Consider the following 25,833-nt stretch of genomic DNA (forward strand, 5'->3'; position numbering starts at 1 on the left):
CACCCCGGAGTAATCGACTTCGTTTACACCTTACGTAATCATGATGGTCGGCGTTTTACTGCCCGTTTGAGGCGCTGCCACGGACTTCGTCGATATTTGCTCACGTACCGCACCTGTTAGCGTGAACCGCAGGTGTGCCGGGAAGTCTGGTCGGCGTTCAAGTCCATGCCGATTTCAGGGAGCCCGATGAGCAATCGCCGTGAACACAGCAGCCGACGTCTGCTGGCGCGCGGGTCATGGCCGGAGTTTCAGCGGGTCTCCGAACTGCTGCGCACCGAGACGGTCGGCGGGGCGTTGCTGCTGGCTGCCGCGGGCGCGGCGCTGGTGTGGGCCAATTCTCCGTGGTCGAGCGGCTATCACCGGCTCTCGGAATTCGTCGTCGGCCCGCAGTCGCTGCACCTCGATCTGAGCCTGTCGGCCTGGGCGGCCGACGGTCTGCTGGCGATCTTCTTCTTCGTCGTGGGTGTGGAACTCAAACGGGAATTCGTCGCGGGGGACCTGAGGGACCCGGCGCGTGCCGCGCTGCCCATCGCGGCAGCCGTCGGCGGCATGGTGGTGCCTGCGGCGATTTTCGTCGGGATCAACCTGTTCGCGGGCCATCCCGAGACCATCGACGGGTGGGCGGTACCGATCGCCACCGATATCGCGTTTGCGTTGGCGGTACTGGCCGTGGTGTCCACCCACCTGCCCGCCGCGCTGCGGATCTTCTTGTTGACGCTGGCGGTGGTGGACGATCTGCTGGCGATCACCGTGATCGCCGTCTTCTACACCGATCACGTGGCGCTCGGACCGTTGGCCGGGGCGCTGATCCCGATAGCGGTGTATGCGTTCGCGGTGCAGCGGGGTGCGCGTCAGTGGTGGATCCTGCTGCCACCGGCCATTCTCGCCTGGGCACTCGTGCATGCCAGTGGCGTCCACGCCACGGTGGCCGGTGTGGTGCTCGGTTTCACCGTCCCGGTGCTGGGCCGCCACGCGTCAGCCCAACACTTCGAACACATCGTCCGGCCGCTCTCGGCGGGATTCGCCGTGCCGGTGTTCGCGTTCTTCGCCGCCGGCGTGACGGTCGGCGGATGGTCGGGCTTCGCCGATGCCCTGTCGCATCCGGTGACCATCGGGGTGATCGCCGGCCTGGTGCTCGGCAAGCCCATCGGCGTGCTGGGGACCACGTATCTGTTGGCCCGCTTCACCCACGCGAGCCTCGACGAGGACATTGCCTGGCGCGACGTGCTCGGCGTCGCGTTGTTGGCCGGGATCGGATTCACGGTGTCGCTGCTCATCGGTGAGCTGGCATTCGGGCACGGCAGCGTTGCCGACGATGACGTGAAGATCGCGGTGGTCACCGGATCGGTGGTGGCCGGTCTGCTCGCGTCGGTGGTGCTGGTGTCGCGCAATGCCGCATATCGCCGCATTCACCAGCTGGAGAGCGTCGATGCCGACCATGACGGTGTGCCCGATGTCTATCAGCCTCGACAGGACTGACGCGGCATGCGTGCGTACACTGGCTGGATGCTTGAACAGGTCCGCGGTCCCGCTGATCTGCAGCACCTGTCACAGTCCGAGCTGACTGATTTGGCACAGGAAATCCGTCAGTTCCTGATCCACAAGGTCGCTGCAACCGGTGGACATCTCGGCCCCAACTTGGGGGTCGTCGAACTCACCTTGGCGCTGCACCGTGTGTTCGATTCGCCGCACGATCCGATCGTCTTCGACACGGGTCATCAGGCCTACGTCCACAAGATGCTGACCGGGCGCGTACAGGATTTCGACAGCTTGCGGATGAAGGGTGGCCTCTCGGGGTATCCGTCGCGCAGCGAGAGCGAGCACGACTGGGTGGAGTCCAGCCACGCCAGCACGGCGCTGTCCTATGCCGATGGTCTGTCCAAGGCGTTCGAGTTGACCGGGCACCGCAATCGCCACGTGGTGGCCGTCGTCGGTGACGGCGCTCTGACCGGCGGCATGTGCTGGGAGGCGTTGAACAACATCGCCACCGGTGGTCGCCCGGTGGTCATCGTCGTAAACGACAACGGCCGCAGTTACGCGCCCACCATCGGCGGCTTCGCCGACCACCTCGCCGGGTTGCGGCTGCAGCCGGCCTACGAGCGGATCCTGGAAGAGGGCCGCAAGGCCGTGCGCGGCCTGCCCGTCGTCGGGGAGTTCTGCTACCAGTGCATGCACAGCATCAAGGCCGGCATCAAGGACGCGGTCGCCCCGCAGGTGATGTTCACCGATCTGGGCATCAAGTACGTCGGCCCGATCGACGGTCACGATGAGTCTGCGGTGGAGAATGCGCTGCGCAACGCCCGGGGTTTCAATGCCCCGGTGATCGTGCACGTGGTGACCCGCAAGGGCATGGGCTACGCGCATGCCGAGAACGACGAGGCCGATCAGATGCACGCCTGCGGCGTCATCGACCCGGAGACGGGACTGCCGACGAAGGCTTCGGCCCCCGGTTGGACGTCGGTGTTCTCCGACGAGCTGGTCAAGGTCGGTGCCAAACGGCGTGACGTCGTGGCGATCACTGCGGCCATGCCGGGGCCGACGGGGCTGAGTGCGTTCCGGGATCGGTTCCCGGACAGGTTCTTTGACGTGGGTATCGCGGAGCAGCACGCCATGACGTCGGCGGCGGGCCTGGCCATGGGTGGCCTGCACCCGGTCGTGGCCCTCTACTCCACGTTCCTCAACCGCGCGTTCGACCAGCTGATGATGGATGTGGCGCTGCACAAGCTGCCGGTCACCATGGTGCTGGACCGAGCCGGTGTCACCGGGCCCGACGGGGCCAGCCACAACGGGGTCTGGGACCTGTCGGTCCTCGGCATCATCCCGGGTATCCGGGTCGCCGCCCCCCGTGACGGTGCCAGTCTGCGGGAGGAGCTCGGGGAGGCGCTGGCGGTCAACGACGGCCCTACGGCCCTCCGGTTCCCCAAAGGTGATGTGGGCGAAGATATTCCGGCGCTTCAGCGGCGCGGTGGAGTTGACGTGCTCGCCGTCCCCTCGGAGGGTTTGACCGAGGACGTGCTGCTCGTGGCAGTTGGCTCGTTCGCGTCGATGGCGCTTGCGGTCGCCGAGCGGCTACGCAATCAGGGCATCGGTGTCACGGTGGTGGATCCGCGCTGGGTGCTACCGGTTCCGGAAGCCGTCGGTCAGCTGGCCCGCCGTCACAAACTGGTGGTGACGATCGAGGACAACGGCGTGCACGGCGGCATCGGCTCGTCGGTGTCGGCCGCGCTGCGCCACGCTGAGATCGACGTGCCGTGCCGGGATCTCGGTGTCCCGCAGGTGTTCCAGGAGCACGCCTCGCGTGGGGAGGTGCTGGCCGCGGTCGGTCTGACCGACCAGCACATCGCTCGCCAGATCACCGGGTGGATCGCCGCGATCGGTGCACCGGTGGGCGAGCGGGAAGTCAGCCACCAGGTCGACTAGCAGTCGTCGTCCGGCTTGTCGCGCATGTGGTCGGCGCCGCGGTGCTGCAGCCGCAGTACGAAGATGGCGATTGCCAGGACGAGTACCAGGCCGCCGAGCACGCCGACCTGAACGATGGCGCGGGCGAACTCCGGCCCTTTGTCGAGCAACTTGGCCGCGTCCACCGACACCACCACGATTTCTTTGATGCAGGCCAAGATGCCGACAATCAGGAACGGCTCGGCGACGAGTTCGCGAGATCGCAGTGAGGTGCGCACCGCATAGAGCAGTTCCACAAAGATGAAGACCAGCAGCAGGCCGTCCAACAGTTCCAGCATGATGGGGGTGGCCGGGCTGCTACCCAGTCGCAGCAAGGTGTTGACCTGCGCGGCGATCAGCACGGCCGACCCGGCGAGTAGCAGGACGGCGATCGACCAGTAGACCGCGTCCTCGGCGATCCTCAGGACCCGGTCGGCGAAGCGCTCCCGCTCCTGCTCCGCTTCGGTTTCTTTCGACTGCGCCACTGTACTGACGTTATTCCGGTCCGGCTCCGAACACGCGCGAATTCACCGCGAACGTCCGCCACCGCCTAAGTTGCAGACATGGACGCCGAATTGCAGAACTGGAAGGACGCCGGGCAGTTCTTCGACTACCTGGGCTTCGACATCTTCTACCGGGTCGAGGGAAGCGGACCGAATCTCCTTCTCATCCACGGTTATCCGTTCAACTCCTGGGACTGGTCGCTGATCTGGCCCACGTTGACCGACCGGTTCACCGTCATCGCGCCGGACATGATCGGGATGGGGTTCTCCGACAAGCCGGTCGCCTACGGGTACACGGTGTCCGACCACGCCGACATGCACGAGGCGCTGCTGGATCACCTCGGTGTCGGTACTGCCCACATTCTGGCTCACGACCTGGGTGATTCGGTCGGTCAGGAAATGCTGGCCCGGCACGAATTCGGCGACCGGTCCTACGGGGCACTGGACATCGAGTCGATCACCTGGCTCAACGGCGGGCTGTTCAACGAGGCCTACACTCCTCGGCTGCTTCAGAAGGTGATGTCACGAACCCCGTTGGGCGACATCATGAGTCCGCTGCAGGGCAGCCGGTTGTCGCGCCGGCTCGTGGAGCCCACCATCAGGGAGATGTTTGGGGTGAGAACCAAACCGTCGCCGGAGCTGATGGAGAAGTTCCACCAGATCCTGGAATACAACGACGGCAAGCGGGTCGTCCACAAAGTCGGCCGGTTCGTCAACGACCGCTACACGCACCGCAATCGGTGGGTGCGGGCCATGCGGGAGACTGAAGTGTCGATGCGGCTGATCGACGGGCCGTCGGACCCGAACTCGGGGCGGCACATGGCCAAGCGTTACCTCGAGGTCATTCCCGATCCCGACATTGTGATGCTGCCTGAAGACATCGCGCACTGGCCGCAGATCGAGGATCCGCAGGGAGTCCTGACGCATTTCCTGGCCCACATCGACCGCGTGGGCGGGTGAATCGTCGGCGGTTCAGTCGGTACTGAGGGCGGCGGTCAGCACCGGCACCGTCAGTACCCGCTGCCACGGACGGACATTGGCCTCGACGAGGAACTCCTCCACTGCGGTGGCCACGTCGCCGACCGGATGCCAATCCCAGCACAGGCGGCGCACCACTTCCGGGGTGATGAGGTTTTCGGCGGGCACCGAGACCCGCTGCGACAGTTCGGCCAGGCCGGCCCGGGCGGCTTCGAGGCGGGCCGCGGCTTCCGGTTTGCGCCTGGCCCATCGCGCCGCCGGCGGCGGGCCGCTCTGAGCGTCATTGGCCTCGGGCGGGTCGGTGTTGTCCCTGGCCCGGGCCAGCGCGTCCAGCCACACCTTCGCGCTCTTGCGCTGTTTGGAGCCGCCGAACACCGGTAGTGCGGTCAGTTCGTCGATCGTCTTGGGGTCACTCGTGGCGGCGTTGATGATCGCGGCGTCGGGCAGGATCCGGCCGGGCGCGATGTCGCGACCGCGGGCGATCGTGTCGCGGGTGGTCCACAACTCGCGTACGGCAGACAGTGTCTGCGGGTTGCGCACCTTGTGGATACCGGAGGTGCGCCGCCAGCGGTCACGCCGCGTGGGTTGTGCGACATAGGTGCGCAGATACTCGAATTCCTGTGCTGCCCAATCGGTTTTGCCCTGCTCTTCGAGTACTGCGGCGATCGCGTCGCGCAGTTCCACCAGCACCTCGACGTCCAGGGCGGCATAGTTGAGCCATTCGGCCGGCAACGGGCGCTTGGACCAGTCGGCGGCACCGTGGCCCTTCATCAACTGCAGGCCGAGCAACCGCTGCACCATCGCGGCCAGGTTGACCCGCTCGAAACCGGCCAGCCGGCCGGCCAATTCGGTGTCGTACAGCTTGCCCGGGCGCAGGCCGATCTCCGACAGGCACGGCAGGTCCTGATCGGCGGCGTGTAGCACCCATTCGTCCTGCGACAGGGCATCGGCTACCGGCGCCATTGCGTCGATGGGTGAGCCGCCGTGGTTGACCGGATCGATCAGTGCGGTGCCGGAGCCGGAGCGGCGGATCTGCACCAGGTACGCGCGGTTGGAGTAGCGAAAGCCCGATGCGCGTTCCGCATCGATCGCGAACGGACCGCTGCCTTTCGCCAGAGACGCTGCTGCAGATGATATTTCACCGGCGGTGACGCAGAGCTCGGGTACCCCGTCGGCGGGGGAGAGCAGCGGGGTTGATTCGGCCTCTTCGCCCTCTTCGGGCTCGGCAGCTTCCAGGTCGGATGAGACTTGAGGGTCCTCGTTCATCATCTTTTATGCGCGCGTACGGGAGCTCAGGTCGGTGACGCCGCTGGGCGGTAACCCGGCGGCGTGCTCGAGAACTTCGCAGAATGCCTCCACGTGCGGACCCAACTCCAGATCGGTGGCGGTCCAGGAGGCCCGCAGCTCGAGCTGGTGTGCCCGTGGCGGGCCGGAGATGTCGCCGTAGCGCACCGAGGTGGTGGCGGTGACGGTGCCGCCCAGGGCGGTCACGTGCTCGGCGCGCGCTTCCAGGGCGTCCACCAGCCAGCTCCAGGCGACCTCGGGCAGGAGCGGGTCGACGGCTTCGGTGGAGTCCAGGTCGGCCTGGATATAGGCGACCAGCCGCATGGTGCCGTCCCAGGCCTCGGCGCCGTCGGGGTCGTGCAGCAGGATCAACCGCCCGAAGGCGTCACCCTCGGAACGCTCCGGGACAACCGTTGTCTCAGGGTGCCGAACCTCGGCGCCCAGCGCGTAGCTGTAGGGCGCCAGCCGCTGGGGCGGTCGTATCGGACCCAGCTCGATTTCCGGCCGTACGGTGGTGGCGCTCATCGCCGCCACCGCCGTCCGGAACTGGGCCGGTTCGGCAGAGGTCACGGCATCTGACGCTAGCTGATAAGGCCAGGACGGTTCGCAGGCGCGCCGGAGTGAGGCCGTCACGAACCGGCAACGGCCCGCGTCAGCGGGCTCGTGGCACCATAGGAGCCGATGAGTACCCGCCGGGAGCTGCCCGAATCCCCCTACCTTGCCGCCGCCAGTGGCCGCACCCCGCGCCGTGTGCCGGTGTGGTTCATGCGGCAGGCCGGCCGATCGTTGCCGGAATACCGGGCGCTGCGTGCCCAGCACCGCATGTTGGAGGCCTGCTTCGACCCCGAACTGGTCTGCGAGATCACGCTGCAGCCGGTGCGCAGGCACGGCGTGGATGCCGCGATCCTGTTCTCCGACATCGTGGTGCCTTTGAAGGCCGCCGGGATCGGCCTCGACATCGTCCCGGACGTCGGCCCGGTGATCGAACAGCCGATCCGGACGACGGCTGATGTCGAAGGCATGAAGCCCCTTGATCCGGCACAGGTTTCGCCCGTCACCGAAGCGGTCTCGATGCTGGTGCGCGAGCTGGGCGAGGTGCCGCTGATCGGCTTCGCGGGCGCCCCGTTCACGCTGGCCTCTTACCTGGTCGAGGGGGGTCCGAGCCGTCACCACGAACGCACCAAGGCCATGATGCTGGGGGAGTCGGCCACCTGGCACGCCCTGATGTCCTCGCTGACCGATCTGACCATCGCCTTCCTGCAGGCCCAGGTCGACGCGGGGGTGGATGCCGTTCAGGTGTTCGACTCCTGGGCCGGGACGCTGTCGCTGGCCGACTACCGCACCTACGTGCTTCCGCACACCACCCGGGTGTTCGCCACCATGGCCGCGGCCGGCGTGCCGATGACGCACTTCGGCGTCGGCACCGCAGAACTGCTGGGGGCGATGTCGGAGGCGTTGGGTTCGGTACCGGCCACCATGGTCGGGGTGGACTGGCGCACGTCGCTGGTGGATGCCGCGGCGCGGGTCAAGCCGGGCACCGCCCTGCAGGGCAACCTGGATCCGGTGGTGTTGTTGGCGGGCTGGCCGGTGGCCGAGGCGGCGGTGCGTCGGGTGGTCGACGACGGGCAGGCCGCGGTGGCCGCGGGAGCTGCCGGTCACGTCTTCAACCTGGGCCACGGTGTGCTGCCGGCGACCGACCCCGGCGTCATCACCGAGGCGGTGACCCTGGTGCACTCCCTGTGAGTGCTACCTATTGTGTTGTCGGCGGCGGTATTTCAGGGCTCGTCGCGGCGTATCGGTTGCGGCTCGCGGCCGGGCCCCGGGCGCAGATCACGCTGCTGGATCCCGCTGACCGGCTCGGCGGCGTGCTGCGCACCGAACGGGTCGGCGGGCAGCCGTTCGATGTCGGCGCCGAGGCATTCATCGTGCGCAGGCCCGAGATGCTCGATCTGCTGGGTGAACTGGGGCTGGCCGGGCGCCGGCTCAGTCCTACCGGCACCCGTCCGCTGATCTACAGCGGCGCGCGGCTCCATCAGTTGCCGCAAGGCACCGTGCAGGGCATTCCGGCGCAGGCGTCGTCGCTGCTCGGGCTCGTGGACGACGAGACCGTGGCGCGCATCCTGGACGAACGGGCCCGGCCACTGAACTGGACCCCGGGCGCCGATCCGTCAGTCGCCGAGCTGGTCGGTGACCGATTCGGCCCGCAGGTGGTGACGCGGTCCGTCGACCCGCTGCTCACCGGTGTGTACGCCGGGTCATCGGCCACGATCGGGATGCGTTCGGCGGTGCCGTCGGTGGCTGCCGCGTTGGACCGCGGGGCCCGCAGCCTCACCGAGGCGGTGCGCGAGGCGCTGCCGCCGCCGTCCACCGCACCGGTGTTCGGCGCGGTCGACGGCGGCTACACCGTGCTGCTCGAGGAGTTGCGCCGCCGGGCCGATGTGCGGTGGGCCCAGGTCACCGCGGTGCGGGTGGATCGCCGCGGACACGGCTGGTCGGTGCTCGACGACGAGGGGGCGAGCTGGTACGCCGACGGGGTTCTGCTGGCGGTCCAGGCGCCGCACCTGCCCTCGCTGATCGAGCACATCGCGCCGCAGACGGCCGCTGCGGCCCGCCGCATCCGGGTGGCGTCGGCGGCGGTAGTGGCCCTCGCACTGCCGGGCGGGACACCGCTGCCGCAGCAATCCGGTGTGCTCGTGGCCGCGGGGGAGCGTCTCAACGCCAAGGCGATCACGATGTCCTCACGCAAGTGGGGCCGGCGCGGGAACGTCGAGATGGTGCGGCTGTCCTTCGGCCGTTACGGCGACGGTATGGCGGCCAACACCGGCGATGAGGATCTGCTGGCGTGGTCGGCGCGCGATCTGAACACGCTGTTCGGTGTCACCGTGGATCCGGTGGACAGCCATGTGCACCGCTGGATCGACGCGATGCCGCAGTACGGGCCGGGCCATGGTGAATTGGTCGCCGAACTGCGCGCCGGGTTGCCCCCGACGCTCGCGGTGGCCGGCGGTTATCTCGACGGGATCGGGGTGCCGGCATGTGTGGGCACCGCCACTCGGGCGGCCGCGAAACTGGTGCGCAGCGGCGTGGCACGATAGGCGCATGGCCAAGCTCGACTACGACGAACTGAACTCCACCATCCGCTACCTGATGTTCTCGGTGTTCGCCGTGAACCCCGGGGAACTGGGCGAAGAACGCACCCAGGTGACCGACGAGGCGGCGTCGTTCTTCAAGACCCAGGAAGAGCGTGGTGTGGTCGTGCGCGGCGTGTACGACGTGGCCGGCCTGCGGGCCGACGCCGATTTCATGGTCTGGACCCACGCCGAGACCATCGAGGCGCTGCAGGCGACCTACTCGGACTTCCGGCGCACCACTGCGCTGGGCCGGATCAGCGACCCGGTGTGGAGCGGCGTGGCCCTGCACCGGCCGGCCGAGTTCAACAAGAGCCACGTGCCCGCGTTCATCGCCGGCGAGGACCCGGGCAACTACGTCTGCGTGTACCCGTTCGTGCGGTCATACGAGTGGTACCTGCTGCCTGACGAGGAGCGCCGCCGGATGCTGTCCGAGCACGGCATGGCCGCCCGCGGCTACAAGGACGTACGGGCCAACACGGTGCCGGCCTTCGCGCTCGGCGACTACGAGTGGATCCTGGCCTTCGAAGCGCCCGAGCTGCACCGCATCGTCGACCTGATGCGTGACCTGCGGGCCACCGATGCCCGTCGCCACACCCGCGAGGAGACGCCGTTCTTCACCGGCCCGCGGGTCAGCGTCGAGGATCTGGTCGCCAAACTGCCGTAGCTTCTCCCTTGCGCGAGCAGACACAAAACTGTCCATTTCCCCGCGAAAAAGGGCAGTTTTGTGTCTGCTCGGCATAGGAGTTGACCAGGGATTTCGGCTAGCGGGTCTACCCTCGCGGACATGACTGCTCCGCAAGAATCCGATCGCTTCGAAGAGATGTACCGCGACGAGCGGACGGCGCACGGACTGCCCGCCGCCACACCGTGGGACATCGGTGGGCCGCAGCCGGTCGTGCAGCAACTCGTCGCGCTGGGCGCCGTCAAGGGCGAAGTTCTCGATCCTGGCACCGGGCCCGGTCACCATGCCATCCACTACGCGTCAAAAGGCTTGTCGGCGACGGGTATCGACGCGTCCCCGGCCGCCATCGAGCGGGCTCGGCAGAACGCGCAGAACGCCGGCGTGACGGTGGACTTCCGGGTGGCCGATGCCACCAAGCTGGAGGGCCTGGAAGGGAAGTTCGACACTGTCGTCGACACCGCCTTCTATCACGTCTTCACCGATGAACCCGAGCTGCAGAACTCGTACGCGCGGGCATTGCACCGGGCCACCAAACCCGGTGCGCGGCTGTACATGTACGAGTTCGGTGAGCACACCGTCAACGGCTTCAAGATGCCGCGATCGATGACGGCCGACGATTTCCGCGGGGTGCTTCCCGATGCCGGTTGGGAGATCACCTATCTGGGCACGACCACTTACCAGGGCAACGTCAGCGTCGAGGTCTTCGAGATGATGGCGGCCCGCAATCCCGACATGGCCGACCAGATGACCCCGCTTCTGGAGCGGTTGCGGGTGATCGAGCCGTGGCTGGTCGACGGTCGGGTGCACATGCCGTTCTGGGAGGTGCACGCCACGCGCGCGGACTGAGGCCCGGCGTCATTCCGTCTTGGGCACCAGCTTCAGTGAGATGGAGTTGATGCAGTACCGCTGATCGGTCGGGGTGGGATAGCCCTCGCCCTCGAAAACATGCCCCAGGTGGCTGTGGCAGTTGGCGCAGAGCACCTCGACCCGGCGCATGCCCAGCGAGGTATCCGACCGCAGGATCACCGCCGCCGAATCGGCCGGGTCGAAGAACGACGGCCAGCCGCAGTGGGATTCGAACTTTTCGGTGCTGCGGAACAGCTCGGCGCCGCAGGCCCGGCACTCGTACACCCCTTCGGTCTTGGTGTCGGTGTACTCACCGACGCCAGGGCGCTCGGTGCCGGCCCGGCGCAGCACCGCGAACTCCTCGGGGGTGAGCTTTTCGCGCCACTCGTCGTCGGTCAGTTGCACCTTGGGGCCCTCGGTCGTCATATTCCCAAGCTACGTTCTGCCCGGTGGTCGGCGCCACTGGTCTCGCCCGCGGCGATCGGACAGATCGCCTTCTACGCCCACACCAGTTCTCGGCTGGCCTGGCTCGGTGCCATTCCGAACATCTCGTGACAGACCCGGTTGGCGTGCGCGCTGTCGGTGAAGCCGGCCGCATGGGCTGCGTCGGTGAGCGATGCCCCGTCGCGCAGGGCTTCCACCGCGCAGCGTAGGCGCGCCCAGCGCACGTACGTCGGAAACGACTGTCCCACCTGTCCATTGAACAGCCGACCGAGCCGGCTCGGTGACAGTCCGACCTGTTGTGCGACGTCGGTGAGCCGGACCGGGTCCGGAAGCAGGCGCGGGATCAACTCGACCGCGGCGAGCACGCTGGCGTGCCAGACGTCTGCCGTCGGCCGGGCGTATCCGGTGGGCGGGGCGGCCATCAGCTCGTCGAGCAGCTGTTCGGGTGGCAACGGGCTTGTCCAGCAGGGAAGTTCGCGACCGGTCGCCACCCATTCGGCCACGTCGTCACTGTCGGGGGCGGTACGGCTGAAGACGCTCGGGTCGAGGAAGACCAGCATCCCCGATGTGGGGGTGAGGATCCGTATCGAATGCTCACGCCCGGATGGGATGACCGCAGCGGAGGTCACCTCCCGGCGTCCGTGCGCATCGGCCAGCTCGAACGGACCTGCCCAGGCCCGCACCACCTGGGCGGCCGCGTGGTGATGTTGCTGCGCATCGGACAACGTGCCGGTGTAACACAGGGCACCAGCGACGACCGCCAATGCACCTGACCATGCGGCGCGGTCCTCGCTCATCACCTCAATCTCTCATACGACCGATCGGTACAAGCGTTGACGGCGACAACCGGTCAGGGTGGAGTATCAGCACATCGAGGACGGGAGCTCATATGCCGGCAATGTCACAGATCGAGCGCGCATTCTGCAAGACGGCGCTGTGGCGGGGCGGAACCGGGCAGGCCGTGCTCGGTAGCATCCCGGTCGATCGCCTGGGCCGTGATGCTCTCGAAATCGGTTCGGGCAGTGGCGATATCGCGGCCCGGCTGCGGCAGGCCAATCCGGAGCTGGCCATCACCGCCACCGACTTCGACCCGGCGATGGTGCGCACCGCGGCCCGCCGGCTGCAGGCGCTTCCAGGTGTGACCGTGCGTGGGGCCGACGCCACCGATCTGCCGTTCGCCGACGACTCGTTCGATTCGGTGCTCAGCTGCCTGATGCTGCACCACATCGTGGACTGGGAGAAGGCAATCGCCGAGATCGCCCGGGTGCTGCGGCCCGGCGGTGTGTTCACCGGCTATGACCTGACCCGCACGCCGGTGGCGACGGCGATCCATCGGCTCGACCGGTCGCCGTTCCGGCTGGTGAATCCCGATGAACTCGACGAGGTCTGCGCGCAGCACGGGCTGGCGATGCAGACCCGGACCCGGCTGGCGGGTCAGGTCATGCAGTTCACGTCAGACTGATTCGGCTTCCTTGGGACGGCTCAGCCACGGCGGGTCGATGCCCTCATCGAGCCTGCCGTCCTGCTTGGCGTCCAGGTAGCGGAAGTACAGCACGCAGAACACCACGACCAACAACAGTGACCAGCCGTAGGTGATCTTCATGTACTCCAGGAACCGGCCGGTGGTCGGCCAGCGCCACAACAGCCAGCGGTCCATCGTCATGAACCCATAGACCCCCAGCCAGGCCGGCCAGTTACGGATCACCGAGTTCGGCAGCACGACCGTCATCAGGAACGGGAACAGCATCATCGAGTAGTAGCCCTGGGCGAGCCCGAGCACCAGCCACCAGGCGATCAGCAGCACGCCCGACGAGGTCAGGATCCAGAACAGTTGGTCGCGCTCGCGGTAGTAGCGGTACAGCAGCCACAGGCTGACAACCGCAAGTACGGCCGCCGTCAGTCGCAGCACCAGGATCAGCCAGATCGGCAGGCCGTAGTAGACGCCGTTGCCCTGGATCGAGGAGTTGAAGTAATCACGGGTCTCGAAGATGTAGGGCACCGTGTTGCGCACGAAGCCCATCGGGTCAGCCGACAGTGGCCAGGCCACGGCGTTGAACACCAGGGGCACGCCGAACGCGGTGATCATGGTGCGCCACTGACGGTTGAGCAACGGCAACAGCAGCAGGGGCGCCAGTGACGGCTTCACCACCAGCGTCAGGCCGATCGCCGCCCCGGCCAGCAGTTCGTTGCGGGTGCCGCCCTTGAGCAGGAACCAGAAGAACAGCACCTCGCCTAGCAGGATGCAGCCGTTGATGTTGGTGAAAACCAGTGTGTTGGTGACCGATTCGGTGCAAAACATGGCCAGCAGCAGGGCCGGCAGCGCCACCGAGGTCAGGGAGAACTTGAACAGCCGTACCAGAAGGCAGGCGGCGATGATGACGGCCACCGTGTTGAACGCGACAAACCAGAAGCGCGACGCGAACTCCGGCAGGAACCCGAACGGAGACAGCAGCAGAGTGCCGCCGGGCGGGTACAGGTAGTGCGGATCGACGAAGTTGAAGTGCTCGTTGTAGATGGCCCAGTGCCGACGGAAATTCGAGACCGCGCGGTACACCGGACCGAAGTCATCGGTGATGTAACCGTTGGTGGCCAGCACGTAACTGCGGTGGATGATCGACATGATCGCGATCGGCCACAACACCGAGCGCAGCACCGAACCGGTGCTCGGCGCTGAGGTGCGGGGACGGAAGGAGTTCAGAAGACCGACTCTGACTGAATTGGTCGGGGGTTCTGCTTCGGCCACCAGCGAACCGTACACCGACGCCGATCGAGCCCGGCGTCAGGCAGGACAGTACGTGTCGGTCTCGGGCAGTTTGCCGCTGTCGAGGTAACTCGTCAGGGGCGGGAGCGCACACGCGGTGTAGATGCTGGCACCGTGGCCGATGCCCTGCCACATCACCCGCCGGTTGTTGGCGCCGGCGTTGATGATGGTCGCGGCAACGGCGGCGACGCCCTCATTGCCGACGATCGGATCGTTGTGTACGCCGAGCAGCAGCACCGGAATCTTGAGGTTCTGCGGGTCTTTCGGTGCGGTGCCGCTTGGCCAGTTGAGGCATTTGACGAGGTTCAGCGCACCGACCGTGCCGAACTGCGGGTAGAGCTTGCCCCAGGCGACCACCAGTTCGCGGACGCGGTCCGGGGTGGGCCGGTTGAGTGCGTCGCTGCACGAGTTGACGAATTGCCCGTCGGATTGGCGCAGGTTGTCGGCCTGGGTGATGAGGCCCGAGATCGGGCCGGCGTCACCGGCGCGCGCCGCGGCCAGGGCGCCCGCCAGGTTGTTGGTGGCCGCCACCCGGTCACCTTGTGGGAAACCCAGCCCCGTGGTGATCGCGTCGGCCAGGGTGGCCACCGAGGCCCCACCGGGGCCGCGGCCGGCCCGGGCTTCGGCCAGCAGTGCGTCGACGGCCCCCTTCGGATCCGGCGCCAGCGGGCAGTTGGTGGCCACGCACTGCGCGGCGAACGCGTCCAGTGCGGCCTGCTGACCCTTGACGCGTTGCTCGGCCGCGGCCTCGGCGCCGATTGCCAACGGTAGCGGGGAGTCCAGGATCAGCCGGGACACTTTGTTGGGGTGCGAACCGGCGTAGGCAAGTGCCACCTGGGCACCGTTGCCGACGCCCAGCAGCGCGAGAGTGGGCACGTCCCAGGTGCTGCGCAGCCGTTCCAGATCTTCGGCGGTGTGCGAATTGTCGTAGGCCGAGTCGCCGGGGGCGATCGTGTCGGTGCAACTGGTGGTCGCGGTCATGGTGACCGCACCGAGGTTGGCCACCGCATCGTCGCCGGCCTGAAACTGTGTCTGGTCCAGCATTTCCTGACGGTCGTAGACGTCGCGGCAATCCACCGCGCCGGACATGCCGATGCCGCGCCGGTCCACCGCGACGATGGGATGCGATTTGAGGATGTCGGTTCCCGAGCGCGCCAGCCACGTCGGCAGCTGCACCGAAGTGGGGATATCGGATCCGGTGGTCATCACCAGCGGGCCGGCATCGGGCGGGGTCTGCGAGGAGCGCGCCCGCACCACGCCGATGCTGAGCGTGCCGGTGGCTCCGTTGATCGAGTCGAGGTCTGCATCGTAGGTCGCGCAGTCCAGCGTGATGTCAGGTAGCGGCTGGATGCCGGCGCCGTTGAACACCCGCGGGGTGCAGTCCCGCCACGACAGGTCGTTCTTGGGTGCTTCGATGCCTGGGGGCCCGGGTGGGGCTGCCGAGGTGGTCTCGGGCTGTCCCTGCGGGTGAGCGCCGGAGTTGGTGGCATAGCGCGGATCAGCGGCAAGCAGAGGTGAACATGCGGTGAGCAGTAGTGACAGGACGGGAGCGGCGACCGCCGACCTCCTCAGGGCTTTCACCAGCTGATGACGCATGCTGACCACAGTAGCGACAGTTGTGATGCTCCTCGCGCGAGCGCTCGTCGGTTTCGATGCTCCTCGCGCGAGCGTTCGTCGGCGTCTTTACCCGCGGACGTAGCGGGTGTACAGGTAGCCGTCGTCGTCGGTGAGCAGGTGTGCGGGCCGCATCCGGGTGTGCGCCTGGCCCGGACCCGTCGCGATGCGCCGGGCCACCCCGCCGACCATGATCGGTGCCACGGTCAGGCACAACTCGTCGAGTAGATCGCTTTCGATCAGCAGGCTCAGCAGCGACGGGCCGCCCTCGGTCAGCACCCGGAAGAGCTTGCGTTGGGCGAGGATTCGCAATGCCACGGCCGGGTCGACGCGCGTCGGGTCCGCTCCGGACGCGTCGAGCACCTCGGCGACCGCGCCGAGCCGGCGGCGCGCGTCGGCGACGGTCTTTGTGGCGGTGAGGATCAGCGGTGGCGTCTCGGTGCGGGTGAAGAACTTGGCGTCGTGGTCGAACGCGGCTGAGGCGGTGACGACGGCGATCGGCGGCACTTCGCCCTGTCCGCGTCGTTGGCGTTCCTGCCGTTGTGCCACTGACAGCTGCACACCGGAGTAGTTCTCGATCCGCACCGTCGCCGCGCCCATCAGGATGACGTCGGCGGTCTGGCGCATGAGATTGAACACAGCCCGGTCGCCCGGCCCGCCCAGACCACCGGACTTACCGTCCTCGGTGGCGCCGCCGTCGAGGCTGCTGATCATGTTGCCTCGGACCCAACATCGTTGCAGGTCATCGGGGTAGGCGTAGTAGTCGGCCAGCTGTCCGTCGGCGATTTTGTCGACGTTTCCCAGCACGGTCAGGTCTGTCCCGGCGGTGTGATCGGACATGAACTGAATTGGAGCACGTCGTTACGCTGCCTGAATGCACGGGTCCAGCGGCGTCGCTCATCTCGCCGATCGTCATCCCACCGTCACGCCGGAGCGGTTGGTCGCACAGTTGATTCCGCCGCCGACGTTCGCCGACGTCAGCTACGACAGTTACCGCCCTGATCCGGCCGAACCGTCCCAGGCCGCGGCGGTGCAATCCTGCCGCAGTTTCTGTGAACAGGCCGCAGTTCGGCGGGCCGGAAAGAAGAAGCTGTTCGGCAAGCGTGAGGTGCTGCCCGGGGTTGGCCTGTACCTGGACGGTGGGTTCGGTGTCGGCAAGACCCACCTGCTGGCCTCCACGTATTACACGCTGTCGCAGGGCGATGCCCCGACCGCGTTCGCCACCTTCGGGGAGCTGACCCAGCTGGCCGGTGTGTTCGGTTACAACGAGTGCATCGACCTGCTCTCCGACTACTCGGTGGTGTGCATCGACGAGTTCGAGCTCGACGACCCGGGCAACACCACGTTGATCTCGCGGTTGCTCTCGGCGTTGGTGGAGCGCGGCGTGTCGATCGCGGCCACCTCGAACACACTGCCCGAGCAGCTGGGTGAGGGCCGGTTCGCCGCCCAGGACTTCTTGCGCGAGATCAACACGCTGGCCCAGATCTTCACCACCGTCCGGATCGAGGGCCCCGACTACCGGCATCGTGACCTGCCGCCGGCCCCCGAGCCGTTGTCCGACGAGGACGTGGCGCAGCGGGCCGATGGTGTCACCGCCGCGACCCTCGACGACTTCGACGTGCTGTGTGCGCATCTGGCAACCATGCATCCGTCGCGCTATCACGCGCTGATCGAGGGTGTCACCGAGGTCTTCATCACCGGGGTGCACCCGATCGAGGATCAGAGCGTGGCGCTGCGGTTGGTGGCGCTGACCGACCGGCTCTACGACGCGGGCATCCCGGTGCTGGCGTCAGGGACCAAGCTGGACACCATCTTCAGCCCGGAGATGATGGCCGGCGGTTTCCGGAAGAAGTACCTGCGGGCTACCTCGCGCCTGCTGGCGTTGACCGCCGCCGCGCAGAAGACGGCCTAGTTCGGCGGTGCGACCGGCCGCACCATCACGTAGTCGTTCTCCACACCGGTCCCGAGCCGGAAGGACTTGGTGCCGCTGACGGTGAAACCGTTCTTGGCGTAGAAGCGCAGGGCACGCCGGTTCTCCTGGTTGACCCCCAGCCATACACAGCCGACGCCGGAATCGGCGGCGGTCTGCAGGATCTCGGCCATCAGGGCCCGGGCCGCACCGCCGCCGTGGCGATCGGGCAGCACGTAGAGCTTGGACAGTTCGAGCGCGGGGCGTTGCCTCACCGCCCGCTGCACATCGGCGTCCTCGGGAACACCGTGAATCAGCATGGCGTAGCCGGTGATCGAGGTGTCGCGGGCCACCAGCACGATCCGGTTCGGATCGGTGAGGTAGTCGCCGAAGTGTTCCTCGGACAGGGTTTCAGCGATGAATGCGGCGATGTTGTCCGGTGTCACCGAGGGGGGACAGGCCAGTGGAAAAGTGGCGGCCGCGACCGCGGCGAGTTCCGCGAGGTCGCTCGCCGTGGCACGCGCTATCTCCATGGGTCCTCGCGCGAGCGCTCGTCGGTTATCAGGGCAGGGGCGCGCCCGGCTGCCACAGATTCCACTGCGCCAGGTGTGCGCCGGTCTTGGTGTCGGTCAACACCACGTTGGTGACCAGTGCCCGGTAGACGTCCCAGTAGACGTCGCCGTTGACGGTGGCACCAGGCGGTGCGTTGCGCAGTGCTGCTTCGAGTCGGTTGGGCGCATCGGTGTGTTTGGGCGCATACGCGTCGGCGTAGGGCGTGACGCCGTTGAACGTGAACGCCAGCGCCATCGCGTACGGGTTGGGTGCCGCGACGGTGGTCACCGTGATCGGAGCCCGCCACGGGCCGCCCTGCGCGCGCCACCGCGGCGAACCGTTCCAGCCCCAGCCGGGCGGTACGTCGCTGGCGAGCACGTCGTGCACGGTGACGTCGGCGACGATGCCGTTGGCGGTCTCGACGCGCAGCGTGTCGCCGATGTTGCCGATCGGTGTGCTTTCGGCCGAGGCCGCCGTCGGGGTAACCAGGGCGGTGGCCGCCACCACCAAGGCCGTGAACATGAGCGCAAACCAGCGAGGCATGCCAGGCATGATCGCACAGACTGAAACGTGTTACAGCCGGATGGGCTCAGGACACCCAGGGACCGACGCCGCCGACCTTGTCGATCCGGATGCGGGTGAGCCAACCGGGCGGCGCGTCCTCGGGTGGGAACGGAACGCCGGGGGCGGCCAGGATCTGCGCGAGTCCCCTGAGGAGTTCCGGTGCGCCGCCCTCGACGACGCGGGCGGTGCCGGTGATCGACAGGTACGGGCGCATCGCCTCGCCCACCCGACCCGGATCGACGATCGTCAGGGCGACACGTGGGTCCCGGCGGACGTTACGGACCTTTTTGTGTTCGGCCAGGTGCGCGGTGACGAGCTCGTCGCCGTCCGGGGTGGACTGCAGCGCCACCCAGACCAGGGTGACCTGCGGGCTGCCGTCCGGGTTCAGGGTCACGAGCGTGGCGTCGGCCCCTGCGCCGATGAAATCGCGTGCGGCGTCGTTGAGTAACACGTCAGGTTCTACGGTTGCGCCGGCGGTTTCATTCCCCGCTCAGTCCTCGGTGTTGTCCTGACTGGCGGTGGTGAACTGTGCCAGGGCCGCGGTCAGCTCGGTCTCGAACCGGTCGGGGTCGGCGCCGAGCCGGTGCAGTGGGCCGTCTTCGCCTTCGGCCTCGGCCAGGGCGAGCAGGATGTGCTCGGTGCCGATGTAGTTGTGGCCGAGTCGAAGTGCTTGGCGGAATGTCAGTTCGAGCGCCTTCTTGGCACCCGCATTGAACGGGATCAGAGCCGGGACAGTCCCCGCGGGCGGGGGGAGCGTGATGGCTGCCCGGGCGGTTTCGGCGGTGATGCCTTGGTTGGCAAGGAGTTTGGCGGCGAGTCCGTCGGGTTCGGCGAACAGTGCCAGCAGCAGGTGCTCGGGGGTGATCTCGGCGTTGCCGGCTCCGTGCGCGGTGTTCTGGGAGACCACGACGACATTGCGGGCTCGCGGGGTGAACCGGCCGAAACCGGCGTTGGGGTCGAGTGTGGCCGGGTCGAAATCGGGAACCTTTGGCACGAACCGCTTCTGGGCTGCCTGTTTGGTGACGCCCATGGCTGTGCCGATGTCGGTCCAGGAGGCGCCCGAGCGCCGGGCCTGGTCGACGAAATGACCGATCAGGTGGTCGGCGATCTCGCCGAGGGCGTCGGCGGCGATCACGGCGTCGATCAACTGCTCGAGCGGTTCGGTATGAGCCTTCTTGATCGCACCGATGAGGTCGTCGAGGCGGACGGGGTTGGAGATGGTGACGGGTTTGCTCATGCGTCAACTGTAGGTTGACGGTTGACCATCGTCAACCGTGAGTTGACGCTGATTTCGTCGGTGGCACGATGCTGGGGACGCCGGCCCGCGCGGATCGGGCAAGATAGCGCCGGTGAATCTCGAAGATCGCGTGCTTGCGCTGCTGCGGCCCGTGCTGCGGCCGGTGATGCGCGTGCTGTCGTTGCGCACGATCGTCATCGTGGGCGCGTTGTCGGTGGTGGTCACCGTCATCACCCTCGGTACCTGGGTGTGGATCGGCGTCACCAACGACCAGTACAGCCAGCTGGACCGGCGTCTGGATTCACTGAGCAGTCTCGGTGATGTCAGCACGCTGCTGACCGCCACGAAGCAGGGGTCGGCGGACAAGGCCATGCCCGACGATGGCGGTCTGGTCCGCACCGCGCACATCGGCGGCGTGAGCGTCTCGGTACCCAGCGACATCGTCCTGCCGAAGCTGGAGAACGGTTACACCAACACCACCATCGACGGGGTCGAGTACCGCGTGCGGACGTTCACGGCGGGCCCGGCGACCATCGCCCTGGGGGCGCCGCTGGCCGAGACGCAGCGCCGGATCGATGAACTGCACCTGCGGGTGTTGCTGATCTGTGGCGGCGTGATCGGCAGCACCATCGTGGTCGGTTGGATGATCTCGTTGGTGATGATCACGCCGTTCCGCCTGCTGGCTCAACAGGCCCGCGCCATCAATGCCCAGTCCAAACCGGACGAGGTGCAGGTGCGCGGTGTGCGTGAGGCGGTGGAGATCGCCGAGGCGGTCGAGGGCATGCTCGCGCGCATCGGCAACGAGCAGGAGCGCACCAAGGCCGCACTCGAATCGGCTCGCGATTTCGCCGCAGTGGCTTCCCACGAGCTGCGGACCCCGCTCACCGCGATGCGCACCAACCTGGAAGTGCTTTCGACCCTGGATATGACCGACGACCAGCGCCAGGAGGTGATCGGGGACGTCATGCGCACGCAGAGCCGCATCGAAGGCACCCTGACCGCCCTGGAGCGGCTGGCTCAGGGGGAGTTGACCACGGTCGAGGATTTCGTGCCGATGGATGTCACGGAGTTGCTCGACCGCGCGGCGCACGACGCTCTGCGGACCTATCCGGGCTTGCGGACCACGCTGATGCCCTCGCCGACGGTGCTGATGCTGGGTATGCCCGCGGGTCTGCGGTTGGTGATCGACAACGCCATCGCCAACGCCGTCAAGCACGGTGGGGCCACCGAAATCCGACTCAGCGCAGTCAGTTCGGCCGATGATGTGCAGATCGTGGTGGACGACAACGGGTCCGGGGTGCCCGAGGCTGAGCGGGCCGAGGTGTTCGAGCGGTTCGCCCGCGGATCGACGGCATCGCGGTCGGGATCCGGACTGGGCCTGGCGCTGGTCGCTCAACAAGCCGAATTGCACGGGGGCACAGCTGCTTTGACCGAGAGCCCGCTGGGGGGTGCGCGGTTGTTGCTCCAACTGCCGTTGACCCGGGCGCGGGTGGAGGATGCGCCCTTCTGAGTCAGGGGTGTTCAGCGGCCCTGAGCCGGAGCCCGTTCCAGGAGTTCATCGAGGAACCCTGCGGCCTCCCGCCCGGCACGGTCGACATCGCCGTCGGCGATCGCTTCGACCAGATCGTCATGCGGGAACATCCCGCCGGGGCCCGCGCTTGCCGTCGCGACGCTGGCGGTGATCGCCTCCAGGAGTCCGCGGTAGATCTCGATGAGTACCGGATTGTGCGACGCGCGCACGACGGCCAGGTGGAATTCGGTGTCGGAGTGGGTGAATCGTGCGTGGTCAGTGGTGTCGGTGTGGGCCAGGTGGGCACGCAGCTCGGTCAGGTCCTCTTCGGTGCGGGCGACGGCGGCCAGCCGGGCCCCCTCCACCTCGAGGCAGCGTCGGACCTGAAGCACGTCGCGCAGTTCGGATCCGCACAGTCGGCGCAAGGCTGCGGATACCTCGCTGGTAGCACGCACGTAGGTGCCGTCGCCCTGTCGTACTTCGAAGATGCCGTTGTGGGCCAGGGCTCGGACCGCCTCGCGCACCGTGTTGCGCCCGACGCCGAGGGCTTCCACCAGTTCGGACTCGGTGGGGATGCGGCTGTCGACCGGCCATTCGCCCGAGGTGACCAGGGTGCGCAGTTGCTCGATCACCTGGTCGACCAGGCCCGTGCGTCGCGTTGTGGCGAGCGGCACTCTAAAATCCTTTCATCCAATCATAGGATGTATGGCATCATAACCGGGTGAGTAGGACCCTGCGCAACAAAACCCCGAACAGTTACGAGCATGATCTGGAGCTCGAGCTCGACGGTGCCGTAGAGGTCCGCCCCGCCCAGATGGCGGCGGGCGGTGCGCTGCTGGTCGTTGCGGTGGTCCTGACTGCGCTGAACCTGCGCCCGGCGATCACCAGCATCGGACCGGTTCTCGGCGAGATGCGTGAGTCGCTCGGCGCCTCGGCCGTCTGGGCCGGCGTGCTGACCACGCTGCCCGGGCTGTGCTTCGCCGCCGCGGGCCTGACCGCGCCGTGGCTGGCACGGCGGATCGGATTGGGCCGGGCGATCTCGGTTGCCCTGGTAATCCTGAGCATCGGCCTCGTCGTCCGCGTGTTGGACGGACCGTACGTGGTGATCGGCGGAACGCTGGTGGCCACCGGCGGTATCGCGCTGGTCAATGTCCTGATCCCGGTCGTGATCAAGGGTTCGTTCCCGGCCCAGATCGGTCTGATGACCGGTGTCTACACCGCGGCACTGCAGGGCGGTGGAGCGCTGGGTTCAGCGGTCACCCCGCCGCTGGAGCCGCTGCTCGGCGGCTGGCGGGGGGCGTTGGGCTCCTGGGCCCTGGTCGCCATTCTTGCGCTGCTGTTCTGGCTGATCGGCGCGCGGGGAATCAGCACGGCCCGCACCGAAGCGGCCGCGGCGGGGACGGCCGGTCGCTCACTGCTGCGCAGTCCGTTGGCGTGGACCATCACGTTGTTCTTCGGCTGCCAGTCGTTCCTGGCCTACATCATCATGGGCTGGCTGCCCGAGGTGTTCATCGACAGCGGGGTCGCGAAAACCGACGCCGGCCTGCTGCTCGGGTTGGTGTCCATCCTGGCCGTGCCGATCAGCCTGATCGTTCCGCCGCTGGCGGCCAAGCAGAAGAACCAGAGTGGCTGGATCGTGGGGCTCGGTGTGGTCGGCATGATCGGCATGATCGGTCTGCTCGTCGATCCCGGCGCGGCGCCGCTGCTGTGGAGCTTCTTCGTGGGCATCGGGATGAGCGTGTTCTCGTTGGCGCTCACGGTGATTGCTCTGCGCGCGCGCAACGCCGAGGACACCGCGCGGCTGTCCGGGATGGCGCAGGGCTTCGGCTATCTGCTGGCGGGCGTGGGTCCGTTCTCGTTCGGGTTGCTTCACGATATGACCGCCGGCTGGATGGCGCCGTTTGCCATGGTGCTCGTCATCTACCTGGTGCAAATGGTGGCGGGTGCGCTGGCCGGCCGGAACCGATACGTGTGAGTCACAAGCTCGATTTGTGACGCCACAACGTTGTGGTGCCTACCGGTGATCGGTCGCAGCCACCAGCATGGGTGAGGTGACCACCTACATCGCGCCGAGGCCGTTCCACACCGCCCTGCTGGCCGAACTGGACGGCGCCGGTTCGGCCTTCCGTCACATCACGCCGAACTGGTTCGCGTCGGTCATGGGCACCGGAATCGTTGCGACGGCCGCGGCCACGCTGCCGCTGCACCTGCCGGGACTGCACGAATTTGCCACTGCGGTATGGATTCTCGCCGCTATCGTGCTGGTGATCCTGACCGTGGCGTTTGCCATGCACTGGATCCGGCACCGGGAACAGGCGAAAGCCTATGCCGCCCACGAGGTGGTGGGGCAGTTCTACGGCGCGCCGGCCATGGCGCTGCTGACCGTCGGAGCGGGCGCGCTGCTGTTCGGACCGGGCGTCATCGGCCCGTCCGCGGCGCTGGCCCTCGACGTGGCGCTGTGGATCGCCGGCACGGTGCTGGGATTGGTTGTCAGCCTGTGGCTTCCGTTCGCGATGATCACCCGTGAAGATCACACCGATGTGGAGGCGGTGCCGGCCTGGATGATGCCGGTGGTCTCGCCCATGGTCTCGGCCTCCACCGGTGCCCTGCTGCTGTCGCACCTCGGGCCCGGGCAGGCGGGGATGACCTTGCTGGTGGCCTGTTACGGGATGTTCGGGTTGAGCCTGCTGGCCGGCCTGATCACCACCACCATGGTGTATTCGCGGCTCATGCACGGCGGCTTCAGTCAGGTGCAGGCGATTCCCACGGTGTGGATCGTGCTCGGCGTTGTCGGCCAGTCGATCACCGCGGCCAATCTGCTGGCGTCCCATGCCGGGTCGGTGCTCACCGATGCGGCCACGGTGTCCGCGCTGCACGCCTTCGGCGTCGTGTACGGCCTGGTGATGGGTGGCTTCGGTGCGTTCGTGTTCTGCCTCGCGACGGCACTCACGGTGCACGGTGCGCGCCGTGGACTGTCATTCAGCCTGACCTGGTGGAGCTTCACCTTCCCGGTCGGAACCTGCGTCACGGGTGCGTCTGCTCTGGGTGCGGCCACCGGTGCGGTAGTGATCTCCTGGCTCGCCGTCGTGCTGTACGTGGTGCTGCTGGGCGCCTGGGGAACCGTTGCCACCAACACATTGCGTGGTGTGCGGTCGGGCCGGCTCCTGCGCGGCTGACCGTTCACAGCTGCGTCGAGTGTGACGCAGATGTCGTAAATCGTTCCGGGATCGAACCTTTGCGTCACTCTCGGCGGTACTGATGCGACGCGATGTGACTGAGCAGATCTCGCACCGCACCCGCCGGCGGAGTGCGGCCTCCCGACCAGATGGCGCGCAACTCGCGGCGCAGGTCCAGCCCGGCCACGGGCACCTCACGTAGCCGGCCCAGGATGAGATCGTCCTCGACGGCCAGCCGGCTCATCACCGCCGGCCCGGCGCCGGCCAGCACCGCGGCGCGCATCGCGGTTGCCGAGGACAATTCGATCGCGGGGTCGGCCTGGCTGCTCGACGGTCCCAGTGCGGCGCGCAGCGCAGAACTGAGGGCATCCCTTGTTCCCGAACCGGTTTCGCGCGATACCAGCGGGGTTTCGTTGAGCTCGTCGGGGCTGACCGGCGCCGATCGGCGCGCCCACTTGTGATCCGGGGGCACGACGGTGACCAGCTCGTCATGGGCGATCACCCGGCTGTGCAGTCCGGTTGGTGCGCCGGGTGATTCGATGAATCCGAGGTCGGCCGAACCGCCTTGTACGGAAGCGATCACCTGATCGCTGTTGGCGGCGGTAAGGATGACCTCGGGTGTGCGCGCGCCGCGGCGTGCCGCATCGGCCTGCAGCGATACCAGCCAGCGTGGCATGAGTTGTTCGGCGATGGTGAGGCTGGCCGCGACGGTGACGCGACCGTGGCTCTCGGTGCGCAGCGAGGCCAGCCCGGCATCCACCCGCCCTGCGACGTCGAGCAATTGGTCGGCCCACTCGGCGACCACCGCGCCGGCCGCGGTGAGTTGGGATCCACGCGGGCTGCGCTGTACCAGCCGCACCCCGGTCTGCGATTCGATCGACGCCAGCCGCGCGGATACCGCCTGCTGGGTGAGACCCAGCTCACGTCCGGCTGCTCCGAGGCTGCCGGCCCGCGCGATTGCCAGCAGCACTTCGAACGCTGCCAGCTCGGGCATCCGGGGGCTGAGCGGCATGCCCAGGATCGTAGGGCGTGGTCACAATTCGCGGTTGTGAACGCACCGGTTGTGGCGCTGCACGGGACGTGGTGTAGCCTGGCCGACGTGACTATCGGTGTGTGTGCCAGCTATTGGCGCTTTATCGAGGCTCCGGGCGGAGCCGATAAAGCGCAGCACTAAGCACGCATCCACCCGGAGCCCAGGCAGTGA

At 67.4% G+C, this 25,833-nt stretch carries 26 protein-coding genes; 12 read left to right on the top strand and 14 right to left on the bottom strand.

All coding sequences use genetic code 11. The annotated features are described in order from the left end of the window. Window positions 1-186 precede the first annotated feature (186 nt). Together nhaA and dxs are read left to right on the top strand one after the other, a co-directional pair. Complete coding sequence (nhaA, locus tag ACZYZF_RS01575; protein WP_463834346.1) at window positions 187-1,479, top strand: Na+/H+ antiporter NhaA; 1,293 nt, start codon at window positions 187-189, stop codon at window positions 1,477-1,479. A 27-nt stretch (window positions 1,480-1,506) separates the two neighbouring features. Then, window positions 1,507-3,420, top strand: coding sequence for a 1-deoxy-D-xylulose-5-phosphate synthase (gene dxs / locus ACZYZF_RS01580; protein ID WP_463745604.1), 1,914 nt, complete (start codon window positions 1,507-1,509; stop codon window positions 3,418-3,420). On the opposite strand, the gene ACZYZF_RS01585 is transcribed toward dxs, so the two are convergent. Continuing rightward, window positions 3,417-3,923, bottom strand: a complete 507-nt coding sequence (locus ACZYZF_RS01585) for a phosphate-starvation-inducible PsiE family protein (protein WP_463745605.1) — start codon at window positions 3,921-3,923, stop codon at window positions 3,417-3,419. The genes dxs and ACZYZF_RS01585 overlap by 4 nt on opposite strands. 78 nt (window positions 3,924-4,001) lie before the next feature. Here ACZYZF_RS01585 and ACZYZF_RS01590 point away from each other — a divergent pair, with 78 nt between their 5' ends. Further along, window positions 4,002-4,901: an alpha/beta fold hydrolase gene (locus ACZYZF_RS01590; protein WP_463745606.1), complete on the top strand. Its 900-nt coding sequence runs from the start codon at window positions 4,002-4,004 to the stop codon at window positions 4,899-4,901. A 12-nt stretch (window positions 4,902-4,913) separates the two neighbouring features. Here the strand turns inward: ACZYZF_RS01590 and ACZYZF_RS01595 are convergent, their stop codons facing one another. After that, a complete protein-coding gene (locus tag ACZYZF_RS01595; RefSeq protein WP_463835104.1) occupies window positions 4,914-6,185 on the bottom strand; it encodes an HRDC domain-containing protein in 1,272 nt (423 codons plus the stop codon). Between the two features lie 6 nt (window positions 6,186-6,191). Continuing rightward, the gene (locus tag ACZYZF_RS01600; protein WP_463834347.1) at window positions 6,192-6,773 is read right to left on the bottom strand and encodes a DUF3000 domain-containing protein; all 582 of its coding nucleotides are present in this window, start codon (window positions 6,771-6,773) and stop codon (window positions 6,192-6,194) included. 111 nt (window positions 6,774-6,884) lie between these two features. Here ACZYZF_RS01600 and hemE point away from each other — a divergent pair, with 111 nt between their 5' ends. The 4 genes from hemE (at window position 6,885) to ACZYZF_RS01620 (ending at window position 10,862) form a co-directional block, all read left to right on the top strand. Further along, a complete protein-coding gene (gene hemE, locus ACZYZF_RS01605; RefSeq protein WP_463834348.1) occupies window positions 6,885-7,946 on the top strand; it encodes a uroporphyrinogen decarboxylase in 1,062 nt (353 codons plus the stop codon). Further along, the gene (locus tag ACZYZF_RS01610) at window positions 7,943-9,298 is read left to right on the top strand and encodes a protoporphyrinogen oxidase (RefSeq protein ID WP_463834349.1); all 1,356 of its coding nucleotides are present in this window, start codon (window positions 7,943-7,945) and stop codon (window positions 9,296-9,298) included. The genes hemE and ACZYZF_RS01610 overlap by 4 nt, the downstream gene beginning before the upstream one ends. Window positions 9,299-9,302: 4 nt before the next feature. Beyond that, window positions 9,303-9,998, top strand: coding sequence for a hydrogen peroxide-dependent heme synthase (gene hemQ, locus ACZYZF_RS01615; RefSeq protein WP_463745610.1), 696 nt, complete (start codon window positions 9,303-9,305; stop codon window positions 9,996-9,998). A 120-nt stretch (window positions 9,999-10,118) separates the two neighbouring features. Next, on the top strand, window positions 10,119-10,862 hold the full coding sequence (locus ACZYZF_RS01620; RefSeq protein ID WP_463745611.1) for a class I SAM-dependent methyltransferase: 744 nt from the start codon (window positions 10,119-10,121) through the stop codon (window positions 10,860-10,862). 9 nt (window positions 10,863-10,871) lie between these two features. Here ACZYZF_RS01620 and msrB read toward each other — a convergent pair whose 3' ends face one another. Both msrB and ACZYZF_RS01630 read right to left on the bottom strand, forming a co-directional pair. Further along, the gene (gene msrB / locus ACZYZF_RS01625; protein WP_463745612.1) at window positions 10,872-11,288 is read right to left on the bottom strand and encodes a peptide-methionine (R)-S-oxide reductase MsrB; all 417 of its coding nucleotides are present in this window, start codon (window positions 11,286-11,288) and stop codon (window positions 10,872-10,874) included. A gap of 71 nt (window positions 11,289-11,359) precedes the next feature. After that, entirely contained in the window at window positions 11,360-12,103 is a 744-nt protein-coding gene (locus ACZYZF_RS01630) for a helix-turn-helix transcriptional regulator (protein ID WP_463834351.1), read from the bottom strand. 101 nt (window positions 12,104-12,204) lie between these two features. Between ACZYZF_RS01630 and ACZYZF_RS01635 the strand changes: the two genes are divergently transcribed. Then, window positions 12,205-12,768, top strand: coding sequence for a class I SAM-dependent methyltransferase (locus tag ACZYZF_RS01635; RefSeq protein ID WP_463834352.1), 564 nt, complete (start codon window positions 12,205-12,207; stop codon window positions 12,766-12,768). Here ACZYZF_RS01635 and aftC read toward each other — a convergent pair. The 3 genes from aftC to ACZYZF_RS01650 form a co-directional block, all read right to left on the bottom strand. Beyond that, window positions 12,760-14,052 carry an arabinofuranan 3-O-arabinosyltransferase gene (gene aftC, locus ACZYZF_RS01640; RefSeq protein WP_463835106.1) on the bottom strand — a complete coding sequence of 431 codons (1,293 nt, stop codon included), beginning with the start codon at window positions 14,050-14,052 and terminating at the stop codon, window positions 12,760-12,762. The genes ACZYZF_RS01635 and aftC overlap by 9 nt on opposite strands. A gap of 33 nt (window positions 14,053-14,085) precedes the next feature. Then, window positions 14,086-15,663 carry an alpha/beta hydrolase gene (locus ACZYZF_RS01645; RefSeq protein ID WP_463745615.1) on the bottom strand — a complete coding sequence of 526 codons (1,578 nt, stop codon included), beginning with the start codon at window positions 15,661-15,663 and terminating at the stop codon, window positions 14,086-14,088. Between the two features lie 87 nt (window positions 15,664-15,750). Beyond that, the gene (locus ACZYZF_RS01650; protein ID WP_463834353.1) at window positions 15,751-16,521 is read right to left on the bottom strand and encodes a pyrimidine reductase family protein; all 771 of its coding nucleotides are present in this window, start codon (window positions 16,519-16,521) and stop codon (window positions 15,751-15,753) included. Between the two features lie 34 nt (window positions 16,522-16,555). Between ACZYZF_RS01650 and zapE the strand changes: the two genes are divergently transcribed. Further along, entirely contained in the window at window positions 16,556-17,593 is a 1,038-nt protein-coding gene (gene zapE / locus ACZYZF_RS01655; protein ID WP_463834355.1) for a cell division protein ZapE, read from the top strand. Here zapE and ACZYZF_RS01660 read toward each other — a convergent pair. From ACZYZF_RS01660 to ACZYZF_RS01675, 4 genes are read right to left on the bottom strand one after another with little or no spacing between them, the layout of a single operon-like run. Then, window positions 17,590-18,123, bottom strand: coding sequence for a GNAT family N-acetyltransferase (locus ACZYZF_RS01660; protein ID WP_463834357.1), 534 nt, complete (start codon window positions 18,121-18,123; stop codon window positions 17,590-17,592). The two genes, zapE and ACZYZF_RS01660, sit on opposite strands and share 4 nt — an antisense overlap. A 28-nt stretch (window positions 18,124-18,151) precedes the next feature. Continuing rightward, window positions 18,152-18,685 (bottom strand): hypothetical protein, encoded by a 534-nt coding sequence (locus ACZYZF_RS01665; protein WP_463745619.1) that lies wholly within the window; start codon window positions 18,683-18,685, stop codon window positions 18,152-18,154. 46 nt (window positions 18,686-18,731) lie between these two features. Further along, window positions 18,732-19,157 (bottom strand): PPOX class F420-dependent oxidoreductase, encoded by a 426-nt coding sequence (locus ACZYZF_RS01670; protein WP_463745620.1) that lies wholly within the window; start codon window positions 19,155-19,157, stop codon window positions 18,732-18,734. Window positions 19,158-19,196: 39 nt separating this feature from the next. Continuing rightward, window positions 19,197-19,943 (bottom strand): Clp protease N-terminal domain-containing protein, encoded by a 747-nt coding sequence (locus tag ACZYZF_RS01675; protein ID WP_463834359.1) that lies wholly within the window; start codon window positions 19,941-19,943, stop codon window positions 19,197-19,199. A gap of 166 nt (window positions 19,944-20,109) precedes the next feature. On the opposite strand from ACZYZF_RS01675, the gene ACZYZF_RS01680 reads away from it, so the two are divergent. Next, window positions 20,110-21,453, top strand: a complete 1,344-nt coding sequence (locus tag ACZYZF_RS01680; RefSeq protein WP_463745975.1) for a sensor histidine kinase — start codon at window positions 20,110-20,112, stop codon at window positions 21,451-21,453. Window positions 21,454-21,464: 11 nt separating this feature from the next. On the opposite strand, the gene ACZYZF_RS01685 is transcribed toward ACZYZF_RS01680, so the two are convergent. Beyond that, a complete protein-coding gene (locus tag ACZYZF_RS01685) occupies window positions 21,465-22,127 on the bottom strand; it encodes a FadR/GntR family transcriptional regulator (RefSeq protein WP_463745622.1) in 663 nt (220 codons plus the stop codon). Window positions 22,128-22,174: 47 nt separating this feature from the next. On the opposite strand from ACZYZF_RS01685, the gene ACZYZF_RS01690 reads away from it, so the two are divergent. Together ACZYZF_RS01690 and ACZYZF_RS01695 are read left to right on the top strand one after the other, a co-directional pair. After that, window positions 22,175-23,428, top strand: a complete 1,254-nt coding sequence (locus ACZYZF_RS01690) for a CynX/NimT family MFS transporter (RefSeq protein ID WP_463834360.1) — start codon at window positions 22,175-22,177, stop codon at window positions 23,426-23,428. Between the two features lie 67 nt (window positions 23,429-23,495). Beyond that, window positions 23,496-24,629: a TDT family transporter gene (locus tag ACZYZF_RS01695; protein WP_463834362.1), complete on the top strand. Its 1,134-nt coding sequence runs from the start codon at window positions 23,496-23,498 to the stop codon at window positions 24,627-24,629. 64 nt (window positions 24,630-24,693) lie between these two features. On the opposite strand, the gene ACZYZF_RS01700 is transcribed toward ACZYZF_RS01695, so the two are convergent. Further along, window positions 24,694-25,641 carry a LysR family transcriptional regulator gene (locus tag ACZYZF_RS01700; protein ID WP_463834363.1) on the bottom strand — a complete coding sequence of 316 codons (948 nt, stop codon included), beginning with the start codon at window positions 25,639-25,641 and terminating at the stop codon, window positions 24,694-24,696. Between the last annotated feature and the right edge of the window lie 192 nt (window positions 25,642-25,833).

This window comes from Mycobacterium sp. IDUB_24, from assembly GCF_055419385.1.